We start from the raw sequence: 16,958 nt of genomic DNA on the forward strand, positions 1-16,958 counted from the left end.
CTTGACGGACCCGCGGAGATGCTGCTAGACATGGCCTGCGCCACGATTTTGGGCGATCGCCCAAATCTAAGGGGTGGCGGGGATGCCGGCGGCTGCCCGAAGTGAGGAATCGATGACCGTCACCAACGACACCGACGTCTACTACGACCCGTACGACGTGGGCATCAACGCCGACCCGTATCCGACCTATGCGCGGCTGCGCGAAGAAGCCCCGATCTATTACAACGACAAGTACGACTTCTGGGCGTTGTCACGGCATTCCGACGTCGAGCGCGGACTGGCCAACTGGGAGACCTTCTCCAACAAGCGAAGCGACATCCTCGAGCTGGTCCAATCGAAGTTCGACATGCCCGGCGGCGTGATGATGTTCCAGGACCCGCCCGAACACACGAGGCTGCGCGGCCTGATGTCTCGCGTCTTCACGCCGCGCCGGATGGCCGCCCTCGAGGACCAGATCCGGCAATACTGCGTTCGGTGCCTCGACCCGCTGGTCGGATCCGGCGGATTCGACATCATCGCCGAGCTGGCCTCGATGATGCCGATGCGGGTGATCGGGATGCTGTTGGGAATCCCGGAATCCGAGCAGGTTTCGGTGCGTGACGCCAACGACGCCAACCTGCGCACCAAGCCGGGCGCGCCCCTGAAGGTCGCCAACGCCGATTCCATCGCCGACGGCCGGATCTACGCCGACTACGTCGAATGGCGTTCCAAGAATCCGTCCGACGACCTGATGACGACGCTGCTCAACGTCGAGTTCGACGACGACCAAGGCGTGCACCGCAAGCTGACCCGTAAAGAGGTGCTGCACTACACCCAGGTGGTCGCCGGGGCGGGCAACGAGACCACCGGCCGGCTGATCGGCTGGCTGGCCAAGGTGCTGGCCGAACACCCCGATCAGCGCCGCGAGGTATACCAGGACCGGTCACTGCTGACCCGCACCGTCGACGAGACCCTGCGATTCGAACCGACCGGGCCCCACGTCGCCCGTTGGATGGCACAGGATTTCGAGTGCTACGGCACGACGGTTCCCGCCGGCAGCGCCATGCTGCTGCTGTTCGGCGCCGCCAATCGCGACCCCCGCCGCTACATCGATCCGGACACCTACAACATCCGTCGCGACAACATCTCGCACATCACGTTCGGCAAGGGCGTGCACTACTGCCTGGGCGCCAACCTGGCCCGCCTCGAGGGCCGCGTCGCGCTCGACGAGATCCTCAACCGTTGGCCCGAATGGGACATCGATTACGACACGGCGCAATTGGCGTCGACGTCCACGGTGCGCGGCTGGGAGCGTTTGCGGGTCGTGCTGCCTTAGCGGGCGCTAGGTAGGTCGGCAATTCGAAGCGGTCGATGAGCCGGGTCACCAACGCAACGGCTTCGTCATGGCCCGCCGTGGTGCCGAGCGCCTGTTCCAGGATGAGCATGCGCCCGATCGCCGCGATGATGACCGCGATCCCGGCGGGCGGAAATTCACTTCGGTCCAGCCCGTGTTCGCGGACGATGAAATTCAGTGCGGTCGTTTGCGTTTCGCGCCACCGCTCCGACCACGCCGCGATCTCGGCGCCGATCTCCTTGCGATGATTGGCCAGCCCCATGAACTCCAGCAGCAGCCGGGTGTCCTTCGGCTCGATGAGCGTGCCCCAGAAGGCGTGCAGCGGGCGGTCGGAGGCCAGCGCCTGCTTTTGGCGCTCCAGATAAGCGGCGGCCCCGCGCCGGAAGACGTCGAGATACAGCTCGTCCATGGTGGGGAAGTAATAGTGGACCAACGCGGGTTTGACACCGGCTTCGTTCGCCACCCGCCGCGAGGTGGCCGCGGCGTATCCGTCCTCGACCATGATCCGGATCGTCGCGTCGATCAGCATGTCGCGAGTGTTGGAGTCGCGCGCCTTCGGCCGTCGGGAGGCGGTCATATGAATGTCTTTTCCGCAAAGGATGGTGAAAGCCGGCTGTTGGGCAATCGCCCAAAAGCTTAGCCCAGCGTCGCGCCCGCCATGATTAGGAACTGGGGTGACGGGGCAATTGGGTTGTCATGGCCCCCAGCTTCGCCGATGTCATCCAATCCAAGTACTTGCTGTTGACCACGTTCACCAAAGACGGCCGGCCGAAGCCGACGCCCATCTGGGGAGCGCCCGACGGCGACGGCACGCTGTTGGTGATCACCGATGACGGGTCGTGGAAAACCAAGCGGATCAACAACACACCCCGGGTGACGATCGCCAAGAGCGCGGCGCTGGGCAAGCCCAAGAGCGACGAGGTCCAAGCCGTCGCCCGGGTGCTGCCGAAGTCCGAGACGCGGCGGGTCTACAACGCCGTCCTCAAGCGGTACTGGTATCACGCGTGGTGGTTCTACGCGCACACGATCATCCGCGGCGGGATCGACAAGGTGCACGTCGGCCTGGAGATCAGACCCGCCTGAGCGGTGTTGCGGCTAGCCGCTTTCCGCGCGCATCGCCGCGAACGTGTCCGCCACCGTCTGCTGGGGATCGCGATAGGTGATGCCCAGTTCGCGTTCGCTGGGGGAATCGTCGGAGGCCGGCATCTGGGTGTAGTACTGCATTCCCGCCCAGGTGAACGGGGTCTCGAAAGGCAGGAAACGGTTGGCCCGATCCAGCACCGCCCCCGCGACGCGGAGCGCGGTGTCGGGGATCGGGACGGCCACCATCGGCGTCCCCGCGACCTGGCCGAGCAGGTTCGCGAGGTCGGCCGCGGGCACCCGGTGGCCGCCGGCGGTGTAGCGCCGCGGCCCGTGGCCGGGCTCGAGCAACGCCGCGTGCAGGGCCGCCAAGTCGCGAACGTCGACGATCAGCCATGCCGCGCTGCGCCCCGGGATCGCATGCATCTGCACGGCCGCTCGCACGCCTTCGCCCGCCTCACCGAACTGGTCGCCGACCGGCGGCCCGAGCACCATGCCCGGATAGGTGATGTTGACCGGCGCGCCCGCATCCTGCAGGCCGCGGGCATAGATGTCGACCTGCGCCTTGGACGTTCCGTAGCCGTCGGCCCCACCCACCACCGGCAGGTCCGCCGTCAGCGTCTCCAGGTCCGGATGGAACAGGGCGGTGAAGCTCGACACGTGGACAATGGGATCCAATCCGAGCTCGACGGACTGGCCCAGCACGTTCTGGGCGCCCTGCATGTTGGTGGCGAGCATCTCCGGCGTCTGGCGCGGGTCGGTGGCGACCAGGGCGGCGCTGTGCACGACGGCGTCGCATCCCTGCAACGCCTCCCGCACCGCGACGCGGTCGGTGATGTCGGCGACGGCGAAGTCCGAGGTGTCCATGCCCAGCTTCGCGACGGTGGTCTGCAGCTTCGACGGGTTGCGGACCAGAAACCGCACCGAGTGCCCCGCATCGAAGGCGGCCTTGGCGGTCCACCCGCCGACAAAGCCCGTGCCTCCCGTGATGAGAACCCGCATGCCGGCCTACAGGTGGCTGGCGGCGAAGTCGGCGGCTTGGCTGGTCATGCCGTTGCCCGGATAGGAGGTGTGGGCGGCCAGTCCCCCGTCGCCGCCGCTGGCGCAGACCGGATCGCCCGGCGCGCACAGTTGAATCGTCTTGGGCTGATACAGCGGCCCGATGGTGAGCGGCGGCGCGTTGTACTTCTGCAGGAACTGTCCCGTCGGCGTGCCGAACAGCGTGACGGCGGCGACGTGTGGCGCGATGGCCGGCGGCATCGGCGGCGGCACCTTGTCAGCGGGAACGCCCGGCGGCACGGAGGCCGAGGTGGTGTAGCCGGCCACCGCGGCGCCCTGCGAGTAACCGCCCAGCACCTCACGGGTGTTGGGGCAATTGCCCGCCATGGACTCGATGTGCGCACTGGCGTCGCGGATTCCGTCGATGACGGTCCCCGGGAAAGCGGGATTGTCGAAGTCGGTGCTGGCGGGGTAGTTGACCGCATACACCGTCAGCGACTTGGCGCCGATCTGCGAGCGCAGCGCGTCCACGAACGGCCGGCCGATGCCGCCGATGCCGGGCGGCTCGCCGGATCCTCGCGCGAACACCACCTCGACGTCGGGACAGGGTTCCGCCGACGCCGGCGGCGCGCTCGCGACCGGCGAACCTAATACGGCTGCCGCTGCCAACATGGGCAGCGGCAGGCGGCGCATCGACCGGACGGTCAACACATTCCGGATTGTCATTACTTTTTAAACGCGTCCTTCACCTTTTCGCCGGCGTCTTTCAACGCGGACTTCGCTTGATCGGCCCGCCCTTCGTCCCGGGTTTCGGGATCGCCGGTGGCTTTGCCCAGTGCTTCCTTGGCGCGGCCGCCGAGGTCCTCGATCTTATTCTTCAACTTGTCTTCGGCGCTCATGGCGTGCTGGCTACCCGGCGGCAGGAGATATCGAAACACCGGGCCCTGTCATCATGGACTCCGTGAGCACCGCGATCGTGGTGGCAGTAGTGGCGGGCCTGATGCTGCTGGGCATCGGGATGGTGGTCAACCAGCTGCTGCGGCTGAGGCGCTATTTGAGGGAAGCGCCGCCCGATCAACCCCCCGATATGAATCCCGAGCCCCCGCCGCATCCCGACTGATAGCTTCATTCGGATGAGCGCTCGAGGCGTCGCGGCGACGTGACACCGTCGACCCTGCTGACCGCCGGCGATGGTTTGCCACGCGGTGTGTCCGGCGCTGCCGACCCGCGCTTCGCCAATGTCATCAGGCTGTTCTCCCAGCTGTTCCCCGGTCGCCGGTTCGGCGGGGGAGCCCTGAGCGTCTACGTCGACGGCGTATCCGTCGTCGACGTGTGGACCGGATGGTCGGATCGGGCCGGCGCCCAGCGCTGGACCGCCGACACCGGCGCGATGGTGTTCTCGGCGACCAAGGGCATCGCGTCGACGGTGATCCACCGGCTCGCCGACCGTGGCCTGCTGTCCTATGACGCGCCGGTCGCGCAATACTGGCCCGAGTTCGGCGCCAACGGGAAGGCCGAGATCACGGTCCGCGACGTGTTGCGGCACCGATCCGGGTTGTCGCACCTGCGGGGCGTCACCAAAACGGAGCTGATGGACCACCTCCTGATGGAGGAGCGGCTGGCGGCCGCGCCCGTCGATCACCTGCGCGGCGTGCAGGCCTACCACGCGCTCACCTACGGATGGCTGTTGTCCGGCCTGGCCCGAGCGGTGACCGGCAAGGGCATGCGCGAGCTGATCCGCCAGGAGGTCGCCCGTCCGCTCAACACCGACGGGCTGCACCTGGGCCGCCCCCCGGAAGGCTCACCGACCACGGCGGCCGAAATCCTGATACCGCAGGGGCGGCTGCGCGCCCCGGTGTTCAACTTCATCGCGCCGAGGCTGGCCGGTCTGCCGTTCTCCGGGGCGCTGGGCGCGATGTACTTTCCCGGTGTCATCTCGCTGATCAAGGGGGACACCCCGTTCCTGGACGGCGAGGTCCCCGCCGCCAACGGTGTGGTGACCGGGCGTGGCCTGGCCAAGATGTTCGCCGCGCTGGCCAACGACGGCCGCATCGACGGCAAGAAGTTCCTCTCCGCCGAGCTGGCGCGGGGACTCGCCGGGCAGGCGCGACGGAAGTGGCCCGACGCAAACATGGTGGTGCCCATGCCTTTTCACCTCGGCTACCACGAGTCGCCGGTTCCCGGACTGCTCCGCGGCTTCGGCCACGTCGGGCTGGGCGGAACGCTCGGCTGGGCCGACCCCGAGACCGGCAGCTCCTTCGGTTTCGTCCACAACCGGCTGCTGACGCCGCTGCTGTTCGACATGGGATCCTTTGCGGGCCTGGCCCGTCCGCTGCGCAACGCCATCGAGGCGGTCCGCGATCGGGGCCCGCTCGCGGTGCCGACGCTGGGCGCCCGCTACGCCAAACCCGGGCGGCGCAGCGCGGTCCTATGACCCGATGTGTGCGTTGCCGCGGGGCAGCGTCAGCGGGAGGTCGGCGTAGGTGGCGATGCCGGGTGCGGCGGCGACAACGGCGGGGATCGCGTTGATGGCCGGCATCGCGGTCATGATGTGACCGAGGTCCATGAATTCTTCGAGCGTGGTGGCCTCGAAGTACGGCGGCGGCAGGAAACCCACCTTGGTGGTCACCGTGGGCTGTCCGTCGATCTGGATGACCCAGCCGTCCTGCTCGATCTTCCAGTCCGGGTCGAGCGTCTGCCCCTTGCGCCACCGCACGTTCAAGTCGATCAGGGTCTCGCCGTTGACGATTCCCTGCCAGCTGATGTAGGTGCCCGCGACGTGCCCTGCGGGGATGGTCCAGGACGCCATGACGAGGTCCTCGGTGGTCTGGGCGAACTCGGCGACGCAGCGCACCTCGTCGAGCTCGACGCCGAGGGCGTCGCCCACCAGCCGCACGGCCTCGCCGAAGATGGCCGTCCCCTTCGCCGCCATCGCCGGCAGGTCCGGATGGTCGATCGGCTGGCCGAAGCCCACCGGCTTCTCGGTCTCGGGCGAGTCGTAGAACGTGGTGTCCGCGGCCTCGTTGACCGTGACCTTGTCGATCCGGTTGCACACCATCGCCGACACGATGGCCAACAGCTCGGCGAAACCCGGGCTGACGCCGGACCCGAAGAGCGTGGCGCCGCCCTTCTGGCAGGCCTCCACGATGCGGTCGCGGCCATCGCCGAGGTTCCCGCCGGTGATGAACGACGCCGTGGTCACCACGTTGACGCCCGCGGACAGGATGCGGACCACCTCGTCGACGTCGAACCACATCGGGTTGTAGACCACGCAGTCCGGCTTGAGGGCCAGCAGCTCGTCGACGTCATTGGTGGCCGCAACGCCCACCGGCGCTATGCCGACGAGCTCGCCGGCGTCGCGCCCGACCTTGTCCTGCGACCAGGCGAAGCACCCCACCAATTCGAGGATGGGGTTGGTGACGATCGATTTGAGCGAGCTCTTGCCGACGTTGCCGGTGTTCCACTGAACCACTCGATAGGTGTTTGGCACTCGCTCAGCATAGGGAACCGCCGGGGTTCTTAGTAGGCCTAATAGGAAGATTTCGACGCCAATGCTTCCGCCAGGAAGGCGTCGTGTGGAAGATCCCGGGGCTCATGCCTTTTCGGCGGCCGCGTGCCGGTTGCGGGGGCCGCTGGGCCCGCTAGTCCTCGTCGACGGTTTCGTCGACGGCGGTGCCGCCCCGAGTGCGGCGGCGCCGCATCCGATGCGATCCCTTGCCCGTCGGGCGCCGGTTCTGCAACTTGGCCCGTGGTTCTTCGCTCTCCTCGGTCGCTTCGGCGGCCTCGTTCTCGGCGGGTTCGGCGGCCGCCACTGGAGCTTCGGTGGCTTCACCGACTTCCGTGGTGGCGGGCTGCTCGGTCTCTTCGGGTTCGTCGGCGTCGGCGTCGTCGGCGGCGGCGTCGGCGTCGTCCGTCTCGCTCGCCTCGGCTTCGTCGTCTTCGTCGGCGCTGTCGGTGTCAGCGTCCGCGTCCGCCTCCTCGCCCTTCTTGCGGCGCCGCTTCTTGGGCTTCTTCGCCTTGATCGGTTTGGGTGGCGGCGGTGGCAGCTCGGCGACAAAGGAGAGATCGAAGGCAAAGAAACCGAGCAACGCGATCGCGGCGGCCGCCCCGTAGATCCCGAACAACCATCGTCCGGCGACGTCCAGGCTCAGCCAGATCTCGCTGATCGCCGTCCCGATGATCAGCACACCGGCCAGCACGTGGGCCACGATCGAGGCGACCCGGAGGGACAGCGCCATCTGCGGGGTGCCCAGTTCCGGCTTGCGGGTGCGCAGCAGGGTGAACACCACCGGCAGCGCCGCGAGCGCGACGAGCGCACCCGCCACGATGCGCAGCGCCGTCCCCAACGAATGCGCGGTGTCACCCATCAACTCGGGCCAGCGGGGCAACACGAAAAAGAAGTAGAGGAAGCCGGCGGCGATCGTGAATGACGCGTGCCACGGGATGGCAACCTTGCGCCCCATAAGCCTCCTCATGCTGGGCCGGCCCGAGCCGGCCTGAGGGCGACCAGCGCGATACCAAACCGCTTACGTGCGTGTCCGCGGGGCGGACCGATGGCGGAGGATGCGGGATTTGAACCCGCGAGGGCTGTTAACCCAACCCGCGTTCCAGGCGAGCGCCATAGGCCACTAGGCGAATCCTCCGTGGCAATGGTAACCGAGGGCCAGACGGCCACCGCCGGTTGCTCCGGGGAAGGTATTAGACTCTCGGTGGACCCCGCGCGGCGTCTATCCTGTGAACTCCCCCAGGGCCGGAAGGCAGCAAGGGTCAATGGGCTCTGTCGGGTGCGCGGGGTCCCCTAGGTTAAACGGGTGCCGACCCGCTGCGCCCGGCGATCGCACCTCCCACGCCTTGATAGCGAAAGGGTCCATGGTGTCGCTGGAGTCCCTCGGCCCTGCCGAGCTTGCCGCTGCACACGCTCGCCATCAGCAGGATTACGCGGATTTGCAGGCCAAAAAGCTGGCCCTGGACCTGACCCGCGGCAAGCCGGCTCCCGCCCAGCTCGACCTGTCCAACCAGCTGCTGAGCCTTCCCGGCGATGACTACCGCGACAGCGAGGGCACCGACACCCGCAACTACGGCGGCCTGCACGGCCTGCCGGAGCTGCGGGCCATCTTCGGTGAGCTGCTCGGCATCCCGGTGCAGAACCTGATCGCGGGAAACAACTCCAGCCTGGAACTGATGCACGACCTCGTCGCCTTCTCGATGCTCTACGGCGGCGTGGACTCGCAGCGGCCCTGGAAGGACGAAGCCGGCGTCAAATTCTTGTGCCCCGTCCCCGGCTATGACCGGCACTTCGCCATCACCGAGACGATGGGCATCGAGATGATCCCCGTCCCGATGCTGTCCGACGGGCCCGACGTCGACCTGATCGAGGAACTGGTCGCCGCGGACCCCGCCATCAAGGGCATGTGGACCGTGCCGGTGTTCGGCAACCCCACCGGGGTCACCTACTCCTGGGACACGGTGCTGCGGCTGGTCCAGATGCGGACCGCCGCGCCCGACTTCCGGCTGTTCTGGGACAACGCGTACGCGGTGCACACCCTGACGCACGACTTCGTCCGGCAGGTCGACGTCCTCGGCCTGGCCGCCGCGGCCGGCAACCCCCATCGGCCGTACGTGTTCGCGTCGACCTCCAAGATCACCTTCGCCGGCGCCGGCGTGAGCTTCCTTGGCGGATCGCTGGGCAACATCGCCTGGTACCTGCAATACGCGGGGAAGAAGTCGATCGGGCCGGACAAGATCAACCAGCTGCGGCACCTGCGCTTCTTCCGCGACGCCGACGGGGTGCGCCTGCACATGCTGCGGCATCAGCAGATCCTGGCGCCGAAGTTCGCGCTGGCGGCCGAGATCCTCGATCGGCGGCTCAGCGATTCCAAGATCGCCTCGTGGACCGACCCCAAGGGGGGCTACTTCATCAGCCTCGACGTGTTGTCCGGCACGGCCAAGCGGACCGTCGCGCTGGCCAAGGACGCCGGGATCGCGGTGACCGAGGCGGGGGCGTCGTTCCCGTACCGCAAAGATCCCGACGACACGAACATCCGGATCGCCCCCACCTTCCCGTCGCTGCCGGATCTGCGCGACGCGGTCGACGGCCTGGCCACCTGCGCGCTGCTGGCGGCGTCGGAGTCGCTGCTGGCCCGCGATCGGGTGTGAACAGACGACCCTGCCGCGCCCGCGTCGTCGTCGGACGACGCCGGTAGCCTGCTGACCGTGGCCCTCTACCGCAAGTACCGTCCGGCAACCTTCGCCGAAGTGGTGGGGCAGGAGCACGTCACCGAGCCGCTGTCGATCGCGCTGGAAGCGGGCCGGATCAACCACGCGTACCTGTTCTCGGGTCCGCGCGGCTGCGGAAAGACCTCCTCGGCGCGCATCCTGGCCCGGTCGCTGAACTGCGCCCAGGGGCCGACGGCCACCCCCTGCGGGGTCTGCGACTCGTGCCAGGCGCTGGCACCCAACGCGCCCGGCAGCATCGACGTCGTCGAACTCGACGCCGCCAGCCACGGCGGCGTGGACGACACCCGCGAGCTGCGCGACCGGGCCTTCTACGCGCCGGCGCAGTCGCGCTACCGGGTGTTCATCGTCGACGAGGCGCACATGGTGACCACCGCGGGGTTCAACGCGCTGCTCAAGATCGTGGAGGAGCCGCCCGAGCACCTGATCTTCATCTTCGCCACCACCGAGCCCGAGAAGGTGCTGCCGACGATTCGGTCGCGCACCCATCACTATCCGTTCCGGCTGTTGCCGCCGAAGACCATGCGGGCGTTGATCGCGCGGATCTGCGAGCAAGAGGGCGTCGTCGTCGACGACGCGGTCTATCCGCTGGTGATCCGCGCCGGCGGCGGCTCGCCCCGCGACACCCTGTCGGTGCTGGACCAACTGGTGGCCGGCGCCGAGGGCGCGCATGTGACCTACCAGCGGGCCCTGGGCCTGTTGGGGGCCACCGACATGGCGCTGATCGACGACGCCGTGGACGCGCTGGCCGCCGGGGATGCCGCGGCGCTGTTCGGGGCGGTGGAGTCGGTGATCGACGCGGGCCACGACCCCCGGCGTTTCGCCACCGATCTGCTGGAGCGGTTCCGCGACCTGATCCTGCTGCAGGCCGTCCCGGACGCGGCGGCCCGCGGCGTGGTGGACGGGCCGGAGGACGTGCTGGAGCGGATGCGCGACCAGTCGACCCGGCTCGGGACGGCGACCCTGACCCGCTACGCCGAGGTGGTGCAGGCGGGGCTGGGGGAGATGCGGGGCGCGACGGCGCCGCGCCTGCTGCTCGAGGTCGTGTGCGCGCGACTGCTGTTGCCCTCGGCCAGCGACACCGAGGCCGCGCTGCTGCAACGCGTCGAGCGGATCGAGACCCGGCTGGACATGTCCATTCCCGGCGCCGAAACCACGGCGGGCACTCCCCGCGGCGCGGCCACACCGGCCGAGCCCGATCGCCCGGTCCGCTACACCCGGCCGTCCGCGTCTGCCGCCAAGCCCGAGCCGAAGCCCGACCCCGAACCGGCACCCGCGCCGGCGCCGCCACCCGCGCCGGCTCCCGAACCCGCCCCCGCGCCCGTCCCCGAAACCCCTTCTGCGCCTGGCGAACTCAACGCCGCTGCGGTGCGAAGCATGTGGTCGACGGTGCGCGACAAGGTGCGTCAGCGCAGCCGCACCACCGAGGTGATGCTGGCCGGCGCCACCGTCCGGGCGATCGAGGACAACACGTTGGTGCTCAGCCACGAATCGGCGCCGCTGGCCAAGCGGCTGTGCGAACAGCGCAACGCCGACGTCATCGCCGAAGCGCTCAAAGACGCGCTGGGGGTCAACTGGCGGGTGCGGTGCGAGGCCGGCACGCCGGCGCCGGCCGCGGCCGGGACGCTGACCCCCGCGCCGGAAGAGCCTGCCCCCGAACCGGATTCCGCTCGGCGGGCCGAAGAAGAACACATGCTCGCCGAGGCCGTCCGCGACGAGCCGCCGGGCCCGCGCCGCGATCCGGAAGAGGTCGCGCTCGAACTGCTCCAGAGCGAGCTGGGTGCCCGCCGCATCGACAACGGCTAGAGGCTAGCGCGTCAGGCCGTCCACCACGGCCGCAGCGGCAGGTCGTCGTCGCCCCGCGCGGCGGTCTTGGCCGCCAGCACGTGATGCAGCTGAAGGTTGTTCTGCTCGAAGGCAACCCGTGACGCCGCCATGTACAGGCCCCACACCTTCGCGGTCGGCAGGCCGACCTCGCTGACCGCGGCGTCCCAGTTGTCGACCAAATTCCGGCACCAGTCGCGCAGCGTCATCGCGTAGTGGTGGCGGAAGTTCTCCGCGTGCAGCACCTCGAAGCCGCAGTCCTGGACGTCGCAGGTGATGCGGCCCGAGCCGGTCAGCTCCCCGTCCGGGAAGACGTAGCGATCGGTGAACCCGCCGGCGAACGACGTCGACGTGTTGTCGTGGCGCGTGATGCAGTGGTTGAGCAGCAGGCCGCCGGTGCGCAGCTTCGACTTCAAGAACCCGAAGTAGGCGGGATAGTTCTTGACGCCGATGTGCTCGGTCAGCCCGATCGAGGACACGGCGTCGAACGCCGCCTCGCCCACGTCGCGGTAATCGGTGTGGCGCACCTCGGCCAGGCCCGCGAGGCCTTCCTCGGCGATCGCCTTCTGTGCCCACTTCGCCTGCTCGGCCGACAGGGTGGCGCCGGTGGCCCGGACACCGCGGCGCGCCGCGTAGCGCACCATGCCGCCCCAGCCGCAGCCGACGTCGAGCAGTCGGTCGCCCGGCTTCAGCCGCAGCTTCTCGAAGATCAGCCGGTACTTGTTCTCCTGCGCCTCTTCCAGCGTCGCGTCGGCATCGGGGTACACCGCGCACGTGTAGGTCATCGACGGCCCCAACACCAATTCATAGAAGGTGTTGGACACGTCGTAGTGGTGGTGGATGGCCTCGGCGTCGCGGGTCTTGGTGTGCATCAGCCCGTCGGCGATGCGGCGCCACCGGGGCAGCGCCTCCTGCGGGGGCGGCGCGACAGGCAACAACCGCTCGAACCCCAGCGACCGCACCACGTTGGCCAGCACCCGCGCCGGCGGGCGCTTGAATTCCACCCGGTCGGTCAGCGTCTTGAGCAGTTGGTACGGGTCGCCGGGATGGACGCCGTACGCCTGCAGGTCGCCCGACACGTACGCGCGGGCGAGGCCGAGTTCGCCGGGTGCGGTGGCCAGGTAGGTGGCGCCGCGGGGGCTGCGAAGGTCCAGGCCCAGTTCGGCGTCCTCGCTCCCGGCGGTGCTGCCGTCGTAGGCGGTGAACTTCAGCCGATGTCGGCCGGTCGCGGCGAAGACCTCCAAGATCTCGGCCATGCTGAGTTTCCCGTTCCGCGTGCGGTGGGTTTCCTTGGTAGTCGTCATCGCCGTTGTACCGCCTTTGCGTAGAGGTCGAGTAAACGAGAATCGGGGTCGTAGGTTTTCTTGACGGTGTTGTAGGCCTCGCCGCCGTACAGCTCGTCGAAGTCCTCGCGGGAGTAGAAGGAATCGGAGTACAGGGACTTGTGCCCGTCGAATTCGCCCACCTTGGCTTCGATCATCCGGTTGGTGGCGCCTTCGGTCGCGCCCCCCGGCACCGACGACCAGAAGCCGACGTTGACGTATGTGTGATCGGGTCGCATCGGGTACAGCGGCCAGCCGTGGCGGTCGCGAAGGCGCAACGGGCACAACCAGATCGGCGTGATGGGCACGTTGTCCAGGAACCACTGCAGGAAGTCGCAGGTCCGTTCGACCGGGACCTCGACGTCCTGGACCACCCGTTCGCGTGGGGGTCGACCGTTTCGCGCTTCGATGCGGTCGGACACCCCGAAGCGGCGGTCCATGGCGATCAGCTTGGAGTAGACGCTGCTGCGCCGATAGCGGCGCGGCCACCAGCGTCGCAACCGCGGGTCCTGCACACCGAACGCGCGCGAGCACCAGAACCAATCGGTGTCCCAGCGCCAGAAGTAGTCGTGGATGGTCAGCCGGTCATCCTTGGTCGCCTCTGCCGCGGCTTCGGGACCCGCCGCGTCGTGCCGGATGGACTGGTAGTAGATGTCCTTGCCCGTGTAGTCGCTGACCGGGCCGGGGGTGGTGGTCCGCCGGCCCACGCACAGGTAGCTTTCGTCGGCGCTGAAGACCACCCCGTCGAGATAGTCGACCGGGGTTCCGCCCTGCCCGCCGGTGTCGATGATGCGTTCCATAGCCGCGATCAGAGCGGGCAGCGAGCGGAAGCGGATGTGGCGCAGCGCCACAAACGGTGCGACGGGTTCCAGCTCGATGCGCAGCCGGGTCGAATACCCAAGTGTCCCATAGGAATTCGGGAAGGCTCGGAAAAGATCCGGGTGCTGGGAGCGGGACGCGGTGAGCAAATCGCCAGCGCCCGTGAGGATGTCCATCTCCAGCACCGATTCATGCGGCAGCCCGTTGCGGAACGACGCCGACTCGATCCCCAGGCCGGTGACCGCCCCGCCGAGGGTGATGGTCTTCAGCTGCGGGACGACCAGCGGCGAAAGGCCGTACGGCAGGGTCGCGGCCACCAGGTCCGCGTAAGTGCACATGCCGGCGACGTCCGCGGTGCGGGTTTCGGGATCCACGCCCAGGACGCCGGTCAGCCCGGACGTGTCCAAACCGGGCGCATCCCGTTTGGTGCGGGCGCGGAACAGGTTTGACGTCGGCTTGGCCAGCCGGACCACGGACGTCGCGGGGATGGATCGATAGCTTGCCAGCAGCCGCTCAACGCCCGACTTGTAGGCCGAGAGTGCAGATCCAAGGACAGGCACCACATATACCCTAGTCTTCGACAACAGCCCGTGCATCCGTCGCGAGCGGCGGCACCGGGGAATTCATCACGAGGAGGGGTCGCCTTGGCACAGGTGAGCGCCGACAGCACCATCTTGATCAACGCCGAGCCTGCGGCAACCCTTGCCGCCGTCGCGGATTACCAGACGGTGCGTCCGAAGATTCTCTCGCCGCAGTACAGCGACTACCAGGTGCTGCAGGGCGGGCAGGGCGCGGGCACCGTCGCCAAGTGGAGGCTGCAGGCCACCAAATCACGCGTCCGCGACGTGCAGGTCAACGTGGACGTGGCCGGGCACACCGTCATCGAGAAGGACGCGAACTCGACCATGGTGATCACCTGGACGGTGGCGCCCGCCGGGCCCGGCTCCAGCGTCACCGTGAAGACCACGTGGACCGGCGCGGGCGGAGTCAAGGGCTTCTTCGAAAAGACCTTTGCGCCCTTGGGGCTGAAGAGGATTCAGGGCGAGGTGCTGGCCAACCTGAAAAAGGAACTCGAAGGTTAGCGCGCCTGGCCCTGCGAGGCCAGGAAGCCCGCGACGCCGCGGACCATGGCGTCGGCGTATTTCTGCCGGCCCTCCGCGGACTGCATCAGCGCCGAGTCCGCGGGATTCTTCATGTTGCCGCACTCGACCAGAACCGACGGGTACTGCGCGAGGTTCAGGCCGGCCAGGTCCGAGCGCCCGTACAGGCCGTTCTGCCCGATGTAGTTGGCCGGCGGGATCCCCGAGGCCTGCATCTGGTCGCGCATGATGCGGGCGTACTGCACCGACGGCCCGGCCTGCGCCTGGTTGAGCGGCGGCGCCGAATAGTTGACGTGGAACCCGCGCCCCGACGGCGGGCCACCGTCGGCGTGGATGGACAGGATCGCGTTGGGGTGGAGCGCGTTGGCCATGCTGGCGCGCTCGTCGACGCAAGGCCCCAGGCCGGTGTCGTTGGCGCGGGCCAGGGCGGTCCGGACGCCCAGCGCGGTCAATTCGGCGCGGACCCGCAGCGCGGTGTCCCAGGTGAAGGTGTGCTCCTGATAGCCGGCGTTGGTCGCCGTCCCGCTGGCCTGGCAGTCCTTGGTGCCGCCGCGGCCGGTGGGCACCTGCCGGTTGATGGACGCATCGTTGGAGCCGTTGTGGCCCGGATCGATGAAAACCACCATGCCGGCGATGTTGGAGGGAACCCCCCACGCGGCCGGGGCGATCGCCGTCGACGCAGCAACGAGCGCACCAACCGCCAGTTTGATCCCGACACGTCTGCTCAGTCGTAGGTCCACGGCGCAAAGGTAACGGCGCGCGGTTTACGCTGGGTGTTCCGAATCGCCGGAGACTCACGAGCGAAATCAAGTCGAGACCAAGATGCGAGGGGACTGTCATGCAACCCGGAGGCGATATGTCGGCGCTGCTGGCCCAGGCGCAGCAGATGCAGCAAAAGCTCATGGAAGCCCAGCAACACCTGGCGAACGCTGAGGTGCATGGTCAAGCCGGTGGGGGTTTGGTCGAGGTCGTCGTCAAGGGCAGCGGCGAGGTGGTCGCCGTGAAAATCAATCCCTCCGTCGTCGACCCTTCGGACGTCGAGACCCTGCAGGACTTGATCGTCGGCGCCATGGCCGACGCGTCCAAGCAGGTCACCCGGATGGCGCAGGAGCGGCTCGGGTCGCTGGCCGGCGGGTTCGGACAGCCGCCGGGGCAGCCGCCCGCACCGGCGCCGGGGCTTTAGATCCCGCCCCGACATGTTCGAAGGACCCGTCCAGGATTTGATCGACGAGCTGGGCAAGCTGCCGGGCATCGGGCCCAAGAGCGCCCAGCGCATCGCCTTTCACCTGTTGTCGGTTGAGCCGCCGGACATCGACCGGCTGACCGCGGTGCTGGCGAAGGTGCGCGATGGCGTGCGGTTCTGTGCGGTGTGCGGCAACGTCTCCGACAACGAGCGGTGCCGGATCTGCGCCGATCCCCGGCGGGACGGCTCGCAGGTATGCGTCGTCGAGGAGCCGAAGGACGTGCAGGCCGTCGAGCGCACCCGCGAATTCCGCGGCCGCTATCACGTGCTGGGCGGCGCGCTCGATCCGCTGTCCGGGGTGGGGCCCGAGCAACTGCGGATCCGCGAGCTGCTGAGCCGGATCGGGGAGCGGGTCGACGACGTCGACATCACCGAGGTGATCATCGCCACCGACCCGAACACCGAAGGCGAGGCGACCGCCACCTACCTGGTTCGGATGCTGCGCGACATCCCTGGCCTGACCGTGACGCGGATCGCCTCCGGGCTGCCGATGGGTGGCGACCTGGAGTTCGCCGACGAGTTGACGCTCGGCCGCGCGCTGGCCGGCCGCCGGGCCATGGTCTGACGTTCGTCAGGCCTTGCTCAATTGGAACGACCTGGTAAAGGTCCTGCCCGCCTCTCCGCCGCACGCGTCCGTCGTCGTCTGCTGGCCTTCGCCGGCAAGCGACACGGCATCGAAGCTGTAGTTGACGGTCACCGGAGCGGATGCGCCGTTCGGGCACGGCGCCGGGGCCGTGCCGCTGTGCGTCCATCGTCCGTTGGCGAGGTGGAATTCCCAGCTGATGACGAACGTCCCGCCATCTTGGGAGGTCGCCAGGACGCAGTCCGATCCGCACGGGACGAAAAGCCAGGCGGTCGGTTTGTCGTTGTCCGCGTAGAGCACGTTGTACCGGCCGTTGAGCACTTCCGGGTTGGCGTGCGACGGCGTCGACGACGCGATGAACGCGGCGACCAGTGCGGCACCGGCGGCAAGTCTGGGGCTGATCTTCGTCATCTCGTTTCGT

At 68.4% G+C, this 16,958-nt stretch carries 18 protein-coding genes, 1 tRNA gene, 1 other RNA gene and 1 pseudogene; 10 read left to right on the top strand and 11 right to left on the bottom strand.

The window, feature by feature from the left end:
- Positions 1–112: 112 nt before the first annotated feature.
- Positions 113–1,315, top strand: a complete 1,203-nt coding sequence (locus tag JF781_RS06975) for a cytochrome P450 (RefSeq protein WP_225326101.1) — start codon at positions 113–115, stop codon at positions 1,313–1,315.
- 16 nt (positions 1,316–1,331) lie between these two features.
- On the opposite strand, the pseudogene JF781_RS06980 reads toward JF781_RS06975, so the two are convergent.
- A pseudogene (locus tag JF781_RS06980) lies at positions 1,332–1,910 on the bottom strand (TetR/AcrR family transcriptional regulator); the annotation flags it as partial.
- Between the two features lie 119 nt (positions 1,911–2,029).
- On the opposite strand from JF781_RS06980, the gene JF781_RS06985 reads away from it, so the two are divergent.
- Complete coding sequence (locus tag JF781_RS06985) at positions 2,030–2,416, top strand: PPOX class F420-dependent oxidoreductase (RefSeq protein ID WP_225326102.1); 387 nt, start codon at positions 2,030–2,032, stop codon at positions 2,414–2,416.
- 12 nt (positions 2,417–2,428) lie between these two features.
- Here the strand turns inward: JF781_RS06985 and JF781_RS06990 are convergent, their stop codons facing one another.
- From JF781_RS06990 to JF781_RS07000, 3 genes are read right to left on the bottom strand one after another with little or no spacing between them, the layout of a single operon-like run.
- A complete protein-coding gene (locus tag JF781_RS06990; protein ID WP_225326103.1) occupies positions 2,429–3,415 on the bottom strand; it encodes an SDR family NAD(P)-dependent oxidoreductase in 987 nt (328 codons plus the stop codon).
- A gap of 6 nt (positions 3,416–3,421) precedes the next feature.
- Positions 3,422–4,138 (bottom strand): cutinase family protein, encoded by a 717-nt coding sequence (locus tag JF781_RS06995; RefSeq protein ID WP_374109675.1) that lies wholly within the window; start codon positions 4,136–4,138, stop codon positions 3,422–3,424.
- On the bottom strand, positions 4,138–4,311 hold the full coding sequence (locus tag JF781_RS07000; RefSeq protein WP_225326104.1) for a CsbD family protein: 174 nt from the start codon (positions 4,309–4,311) through the stop codon (positions 4,138–4,140). The genes JF781_RS06995 and JF781_RS07000 overlap by 1 nt, the downstream gene beginning before the upstream one ends.
- Before the next feature lie 62 nt (positions 4,312–4,373).
- Between JF781_RS07000 and JF781_RS07005 the strand changes: the two genes are divergently transcribed.
- Together JF781_RS07005 and JF781_RS07010 are read left to right on the top strand one after the other, a co-directional pair.
- Entirely contained in the window at positions 4,374–4,532 is a 159-nt protein-coding gene (locus JF781_RS07005) for a hypothetical protein (protein WP_225326327.1), read from the top strand.
- A gap of 39 nt (positions 4,533–4,571) precedes the next feature.
- Positions 4,572–5,846, top strand: a complete 1,275-nt coding sequence (locus JF781_RS07010) for a serine hydrolase domain-containing protein (protein WP_225326105.1) — start codon at positions 4,572–4,574, stop codon at positions 5,844–5,846.
- Here JF781_RS07010 and JF781_RS07015 read toward each other — a convergent pair.
- From JF781_RS07015 to JF781_RS07025, 3 genes are all read right to left on the bottom strand, one after another.
- On the bottom strand, positions 5,841–6,902 hold the full coding sequence (locus JF781_RS07015; RefSeq protein ID WP_225326106.1) for a dihydrodipicolinate reductase: 1,062 nt from the start codon (positions 6,900–6,902) through the stop codon (positions 5,841–5,843). The two genes, JF781_RS07010 and JF781_RS07015, sit on opposite strands and share 6 nt — an antisense overlap.
- A 151-nt stretch (positions 6,903–7,053) precedes the next feature.
- Positions 7,054–7,875 carry a hypothetical protein gene (locus tag JF781_RS07020; RefSeq protein WP_225326107.1) on the bottom strand — a complete coding sequence of 274 codons (822 nt, stop codon included), beginning with the start codon at positions 7,873–7,875 and terminating at the stop codon, positions 7,054–7,056.
- A 91-nt stretch (positions 7,876–7,966) separates the two neighbouring features.
- Positions 7,967–8,055 (bottom strand) — tRNA-Ser (locus tag JF781_RS07025).
- Between the two features lie 65 nt (positions 8,056–8,120).
- Here JF781_RS07025 and ffs point away from each other — a divergent pair.
- The 3 genes from ffs to JF781_RS07040 all read left to right on the top strand — a co-directional run bounded on the left by ffs (position 8,121) and on the right by JF781_RS07040 (position 11,452).
- An RNA gene (ffs, locus tag JF781_RS07030) (signal recognition particle sRNA small type) lies at positions 8,121–8,215 on the top strand.
- A 69-nt stretch (positions 8,216–8,284) separates the two neighbouring features.
- Entirely contained in the window at positions 8,285–9,568 is a 1,284-nt protein-coding gene (locus JF781_RS07035; RefSeq protein WP_225326311.1) for an aminotransferase class I/II-fold pyridoxal phosphate-dependent enzyme, read from the top strand.
- Positions 9,569–9,625: 57 nt separating this feature from the next.
- Complete coding sequence (locus tag JF781_RS07040) at positions 9,626–11,452, top strand: DNA polymerase III subunits gamma/tau (RefSeq protein WP_225326108.1); 1,827 nt, start codon at positions 9,626–9,628, stop codon at positions 11,450–11,452.
- An 11-nt stretch (positions 11,453–11,463) separates the two neighbouring features.
- Here the strand turns inward: JF781_RS07040 and JF781_RS07045 are convergent, their stop codons facing one another.
- Both JF781_RS07045 and JF781_RS07050 read right to left on the bottom strand, forming a co-directional pair.
- Positions 11,464–12,774 (bottom strand): class I SAM-dependent methyltransferase, encoded by a 1,311-nt coding sequence (locus JF781_RS07045; protein ID WP_225326109.1) that lies wholly within the window; start codon positions 12,772–12,774, stop codon positions 11,464–11,466.
- Complete coding sequence (locus tag JF781_RS07050) at positions 12,771–14,174, bottom strand: FAD-binding oxidoreductase (protein ID WP_225326110.1); 1,404 nt, start codon at positions 14,172–14,174, stop codon at positions 12,771–12,773. The genes JF781_RS07045 and JF781_RS07050 overlap by 4 nt, the downstream gene beginning before the upstream one ends.
- An 81-nt stretch (positions 14,175–14,255) precedes the next feature.
- Here JF781_RS07050 and JF781_RS07055 point away from each other — a divergent pair, with 81 nt between their 5' ends.
- On the top strand, positions 14,256–14,693 hold the full coding sequence (locus JF781_RS07055) for an SRPBCC family protein (protein WP_225326111.1): 438 nt from the start codon (positions 14,256–14,258) through the stop codon (positions 14,691–14,693).
- Here the strand turns inward: JF781_RS07055 and JF781_RS07060 are convergent.
- Complete coding sequence (locus JF781_RS07060; protein WP_225326112.1) at positions 14,690–15,451, bottom strand: Rv3717 family N-acetylmuramoyl-L-alanine amidase; 762 nt, start codon at positions 15,449–15,451, stop codon at positions 14,690–14,692. The genes JF781_RS07055 and JF781_RS07060 overlap by 4 nt on opposite strands.
- A gap of 98 nt (positions 15,452–15,549) precedes the next feature.
- Between JF781_RS07060 and JF781_RS07065 the strand changes: the two genes are divergently transcribed.
- Together JF781_RS07065 and recR are read left to right on the top strand one after the other, a co-directional pair.
- Positions 15,550–15,894 carry a YbaB/EbfC family nucleoid-associated protein gene (locus JF781_RS07065; RefSeq protein WP_225326113.1) on the top strand — a complete coding sequence of 115 codons (345 nt, stop codon included), beginning with the start codon at positions 15,550–15,552 and terminating at the stop codon, positions 15,892–15,894.
- Positions 15,895–15,907: 13 nt separating this feature from the next.
- The gene (gene recR, locus JF781_RS07070; protein ID WP_067173162.1) at positions 15,908–16,519 is read left to right on the top strand and encodes a recombination mediator RecR; all 612 of its coding nucleotides are present in this window, start codon (positions 15,908–15,910) and stop codon (positions 16,517–16,519) included.
- A 6-nt stretch (positions 16,520–16,525) separates the two neighbouring features.
- Here recR and JF781_RS07075 read toward each other — a convergent pair whose 3' ends face one another.
- Positions 16,526–16,948, bottom strand: coding sequence for a hypothetical protein (locus JF781_RS07075; protein WP_225326114.1), 423 nt, complete (start codon positions 16,946–16,948; stop codon positions 16,526–16,528).
- Positions 16,949–16,958 lie beyond the last annotated feature (10 nt).

This window comes from Mycobacterium sp. WUMAC-067 (assembly GCF_020217485.1).
Classification (GTDB): Bacteria; Actinomycetota; Actinomycetes; order Mycobacteriales; family Mycobacteriaceae; genus Mycobacterium.

Coding starts and splice junctions, on each gene's coding strand:
- JF781_RS06975 (WP_225326101.1), top strand. CDS start 113: ATGACCGTCACCAACGACACCGACGTCTACTACGACCCGTACGACGTG.
- JF781_RS06985 (WP_225326102.1), top strand. CDS start 2,030: ATGGCCCCCAGCTTCGCCGATGTCATCCAATCCAAGTACTTGCTGTTG.
- JF781_RS06990 (WP_225326103.1), bottom strand. CDS start 3,415: ATGCGGGTTCTCATCACGGGAGGCACGGGCTTTGTCGGCGGGTGGACC.
- JF781_RS06995 (WP_374109675.1), bottom strand. CDS start 4,138: ATGACAATCCGGAATGTGTTGACCGTCCGGTCGATGCGCCGCCTGCCG.
- JF781_RS07000 (WP_225326104.1), bottom strand. CDS start 4,311: ATGAGCGCCGAAGACAAGTTGAAGAATAAGATCGAGGACCTCGGCGGC.
- JF781_RS07020 (WP_225326107.1), bottom strand. CDS start 7,875: ATGGGGCGCAAGGTTGCCATCCCGTGGCACGCGTCATTCACGATCGCC.
- JF781_RS07045 (WP_225326109.1), bottom strand. CDS start 12,774: ATGACGACTACCAAGGAAACCCACCGCACGCGGAACGGGAAACTCAGC.
- JF781_RS07065 (WP_225326113.1), top strand. CDS start 15,550: ATGCAACCCGGAGGCGATATGTCGGCGCTGCTGGCCCAGGCGCAGCAG.
- recR (WP_067173162.1), top strand. CDS start 15,908: ATGTTCGAAGGACCCGTCCAGGATTTGATCGACGAGCTGGGCAAGCTG.
- JF781_RS07075 (WP_225326114.1), bottom strand. CDS start 16,948: ATGACGAAGATCAGCCCCAGACTTGCCGCCGGTGCCGCACTGGTCGCC.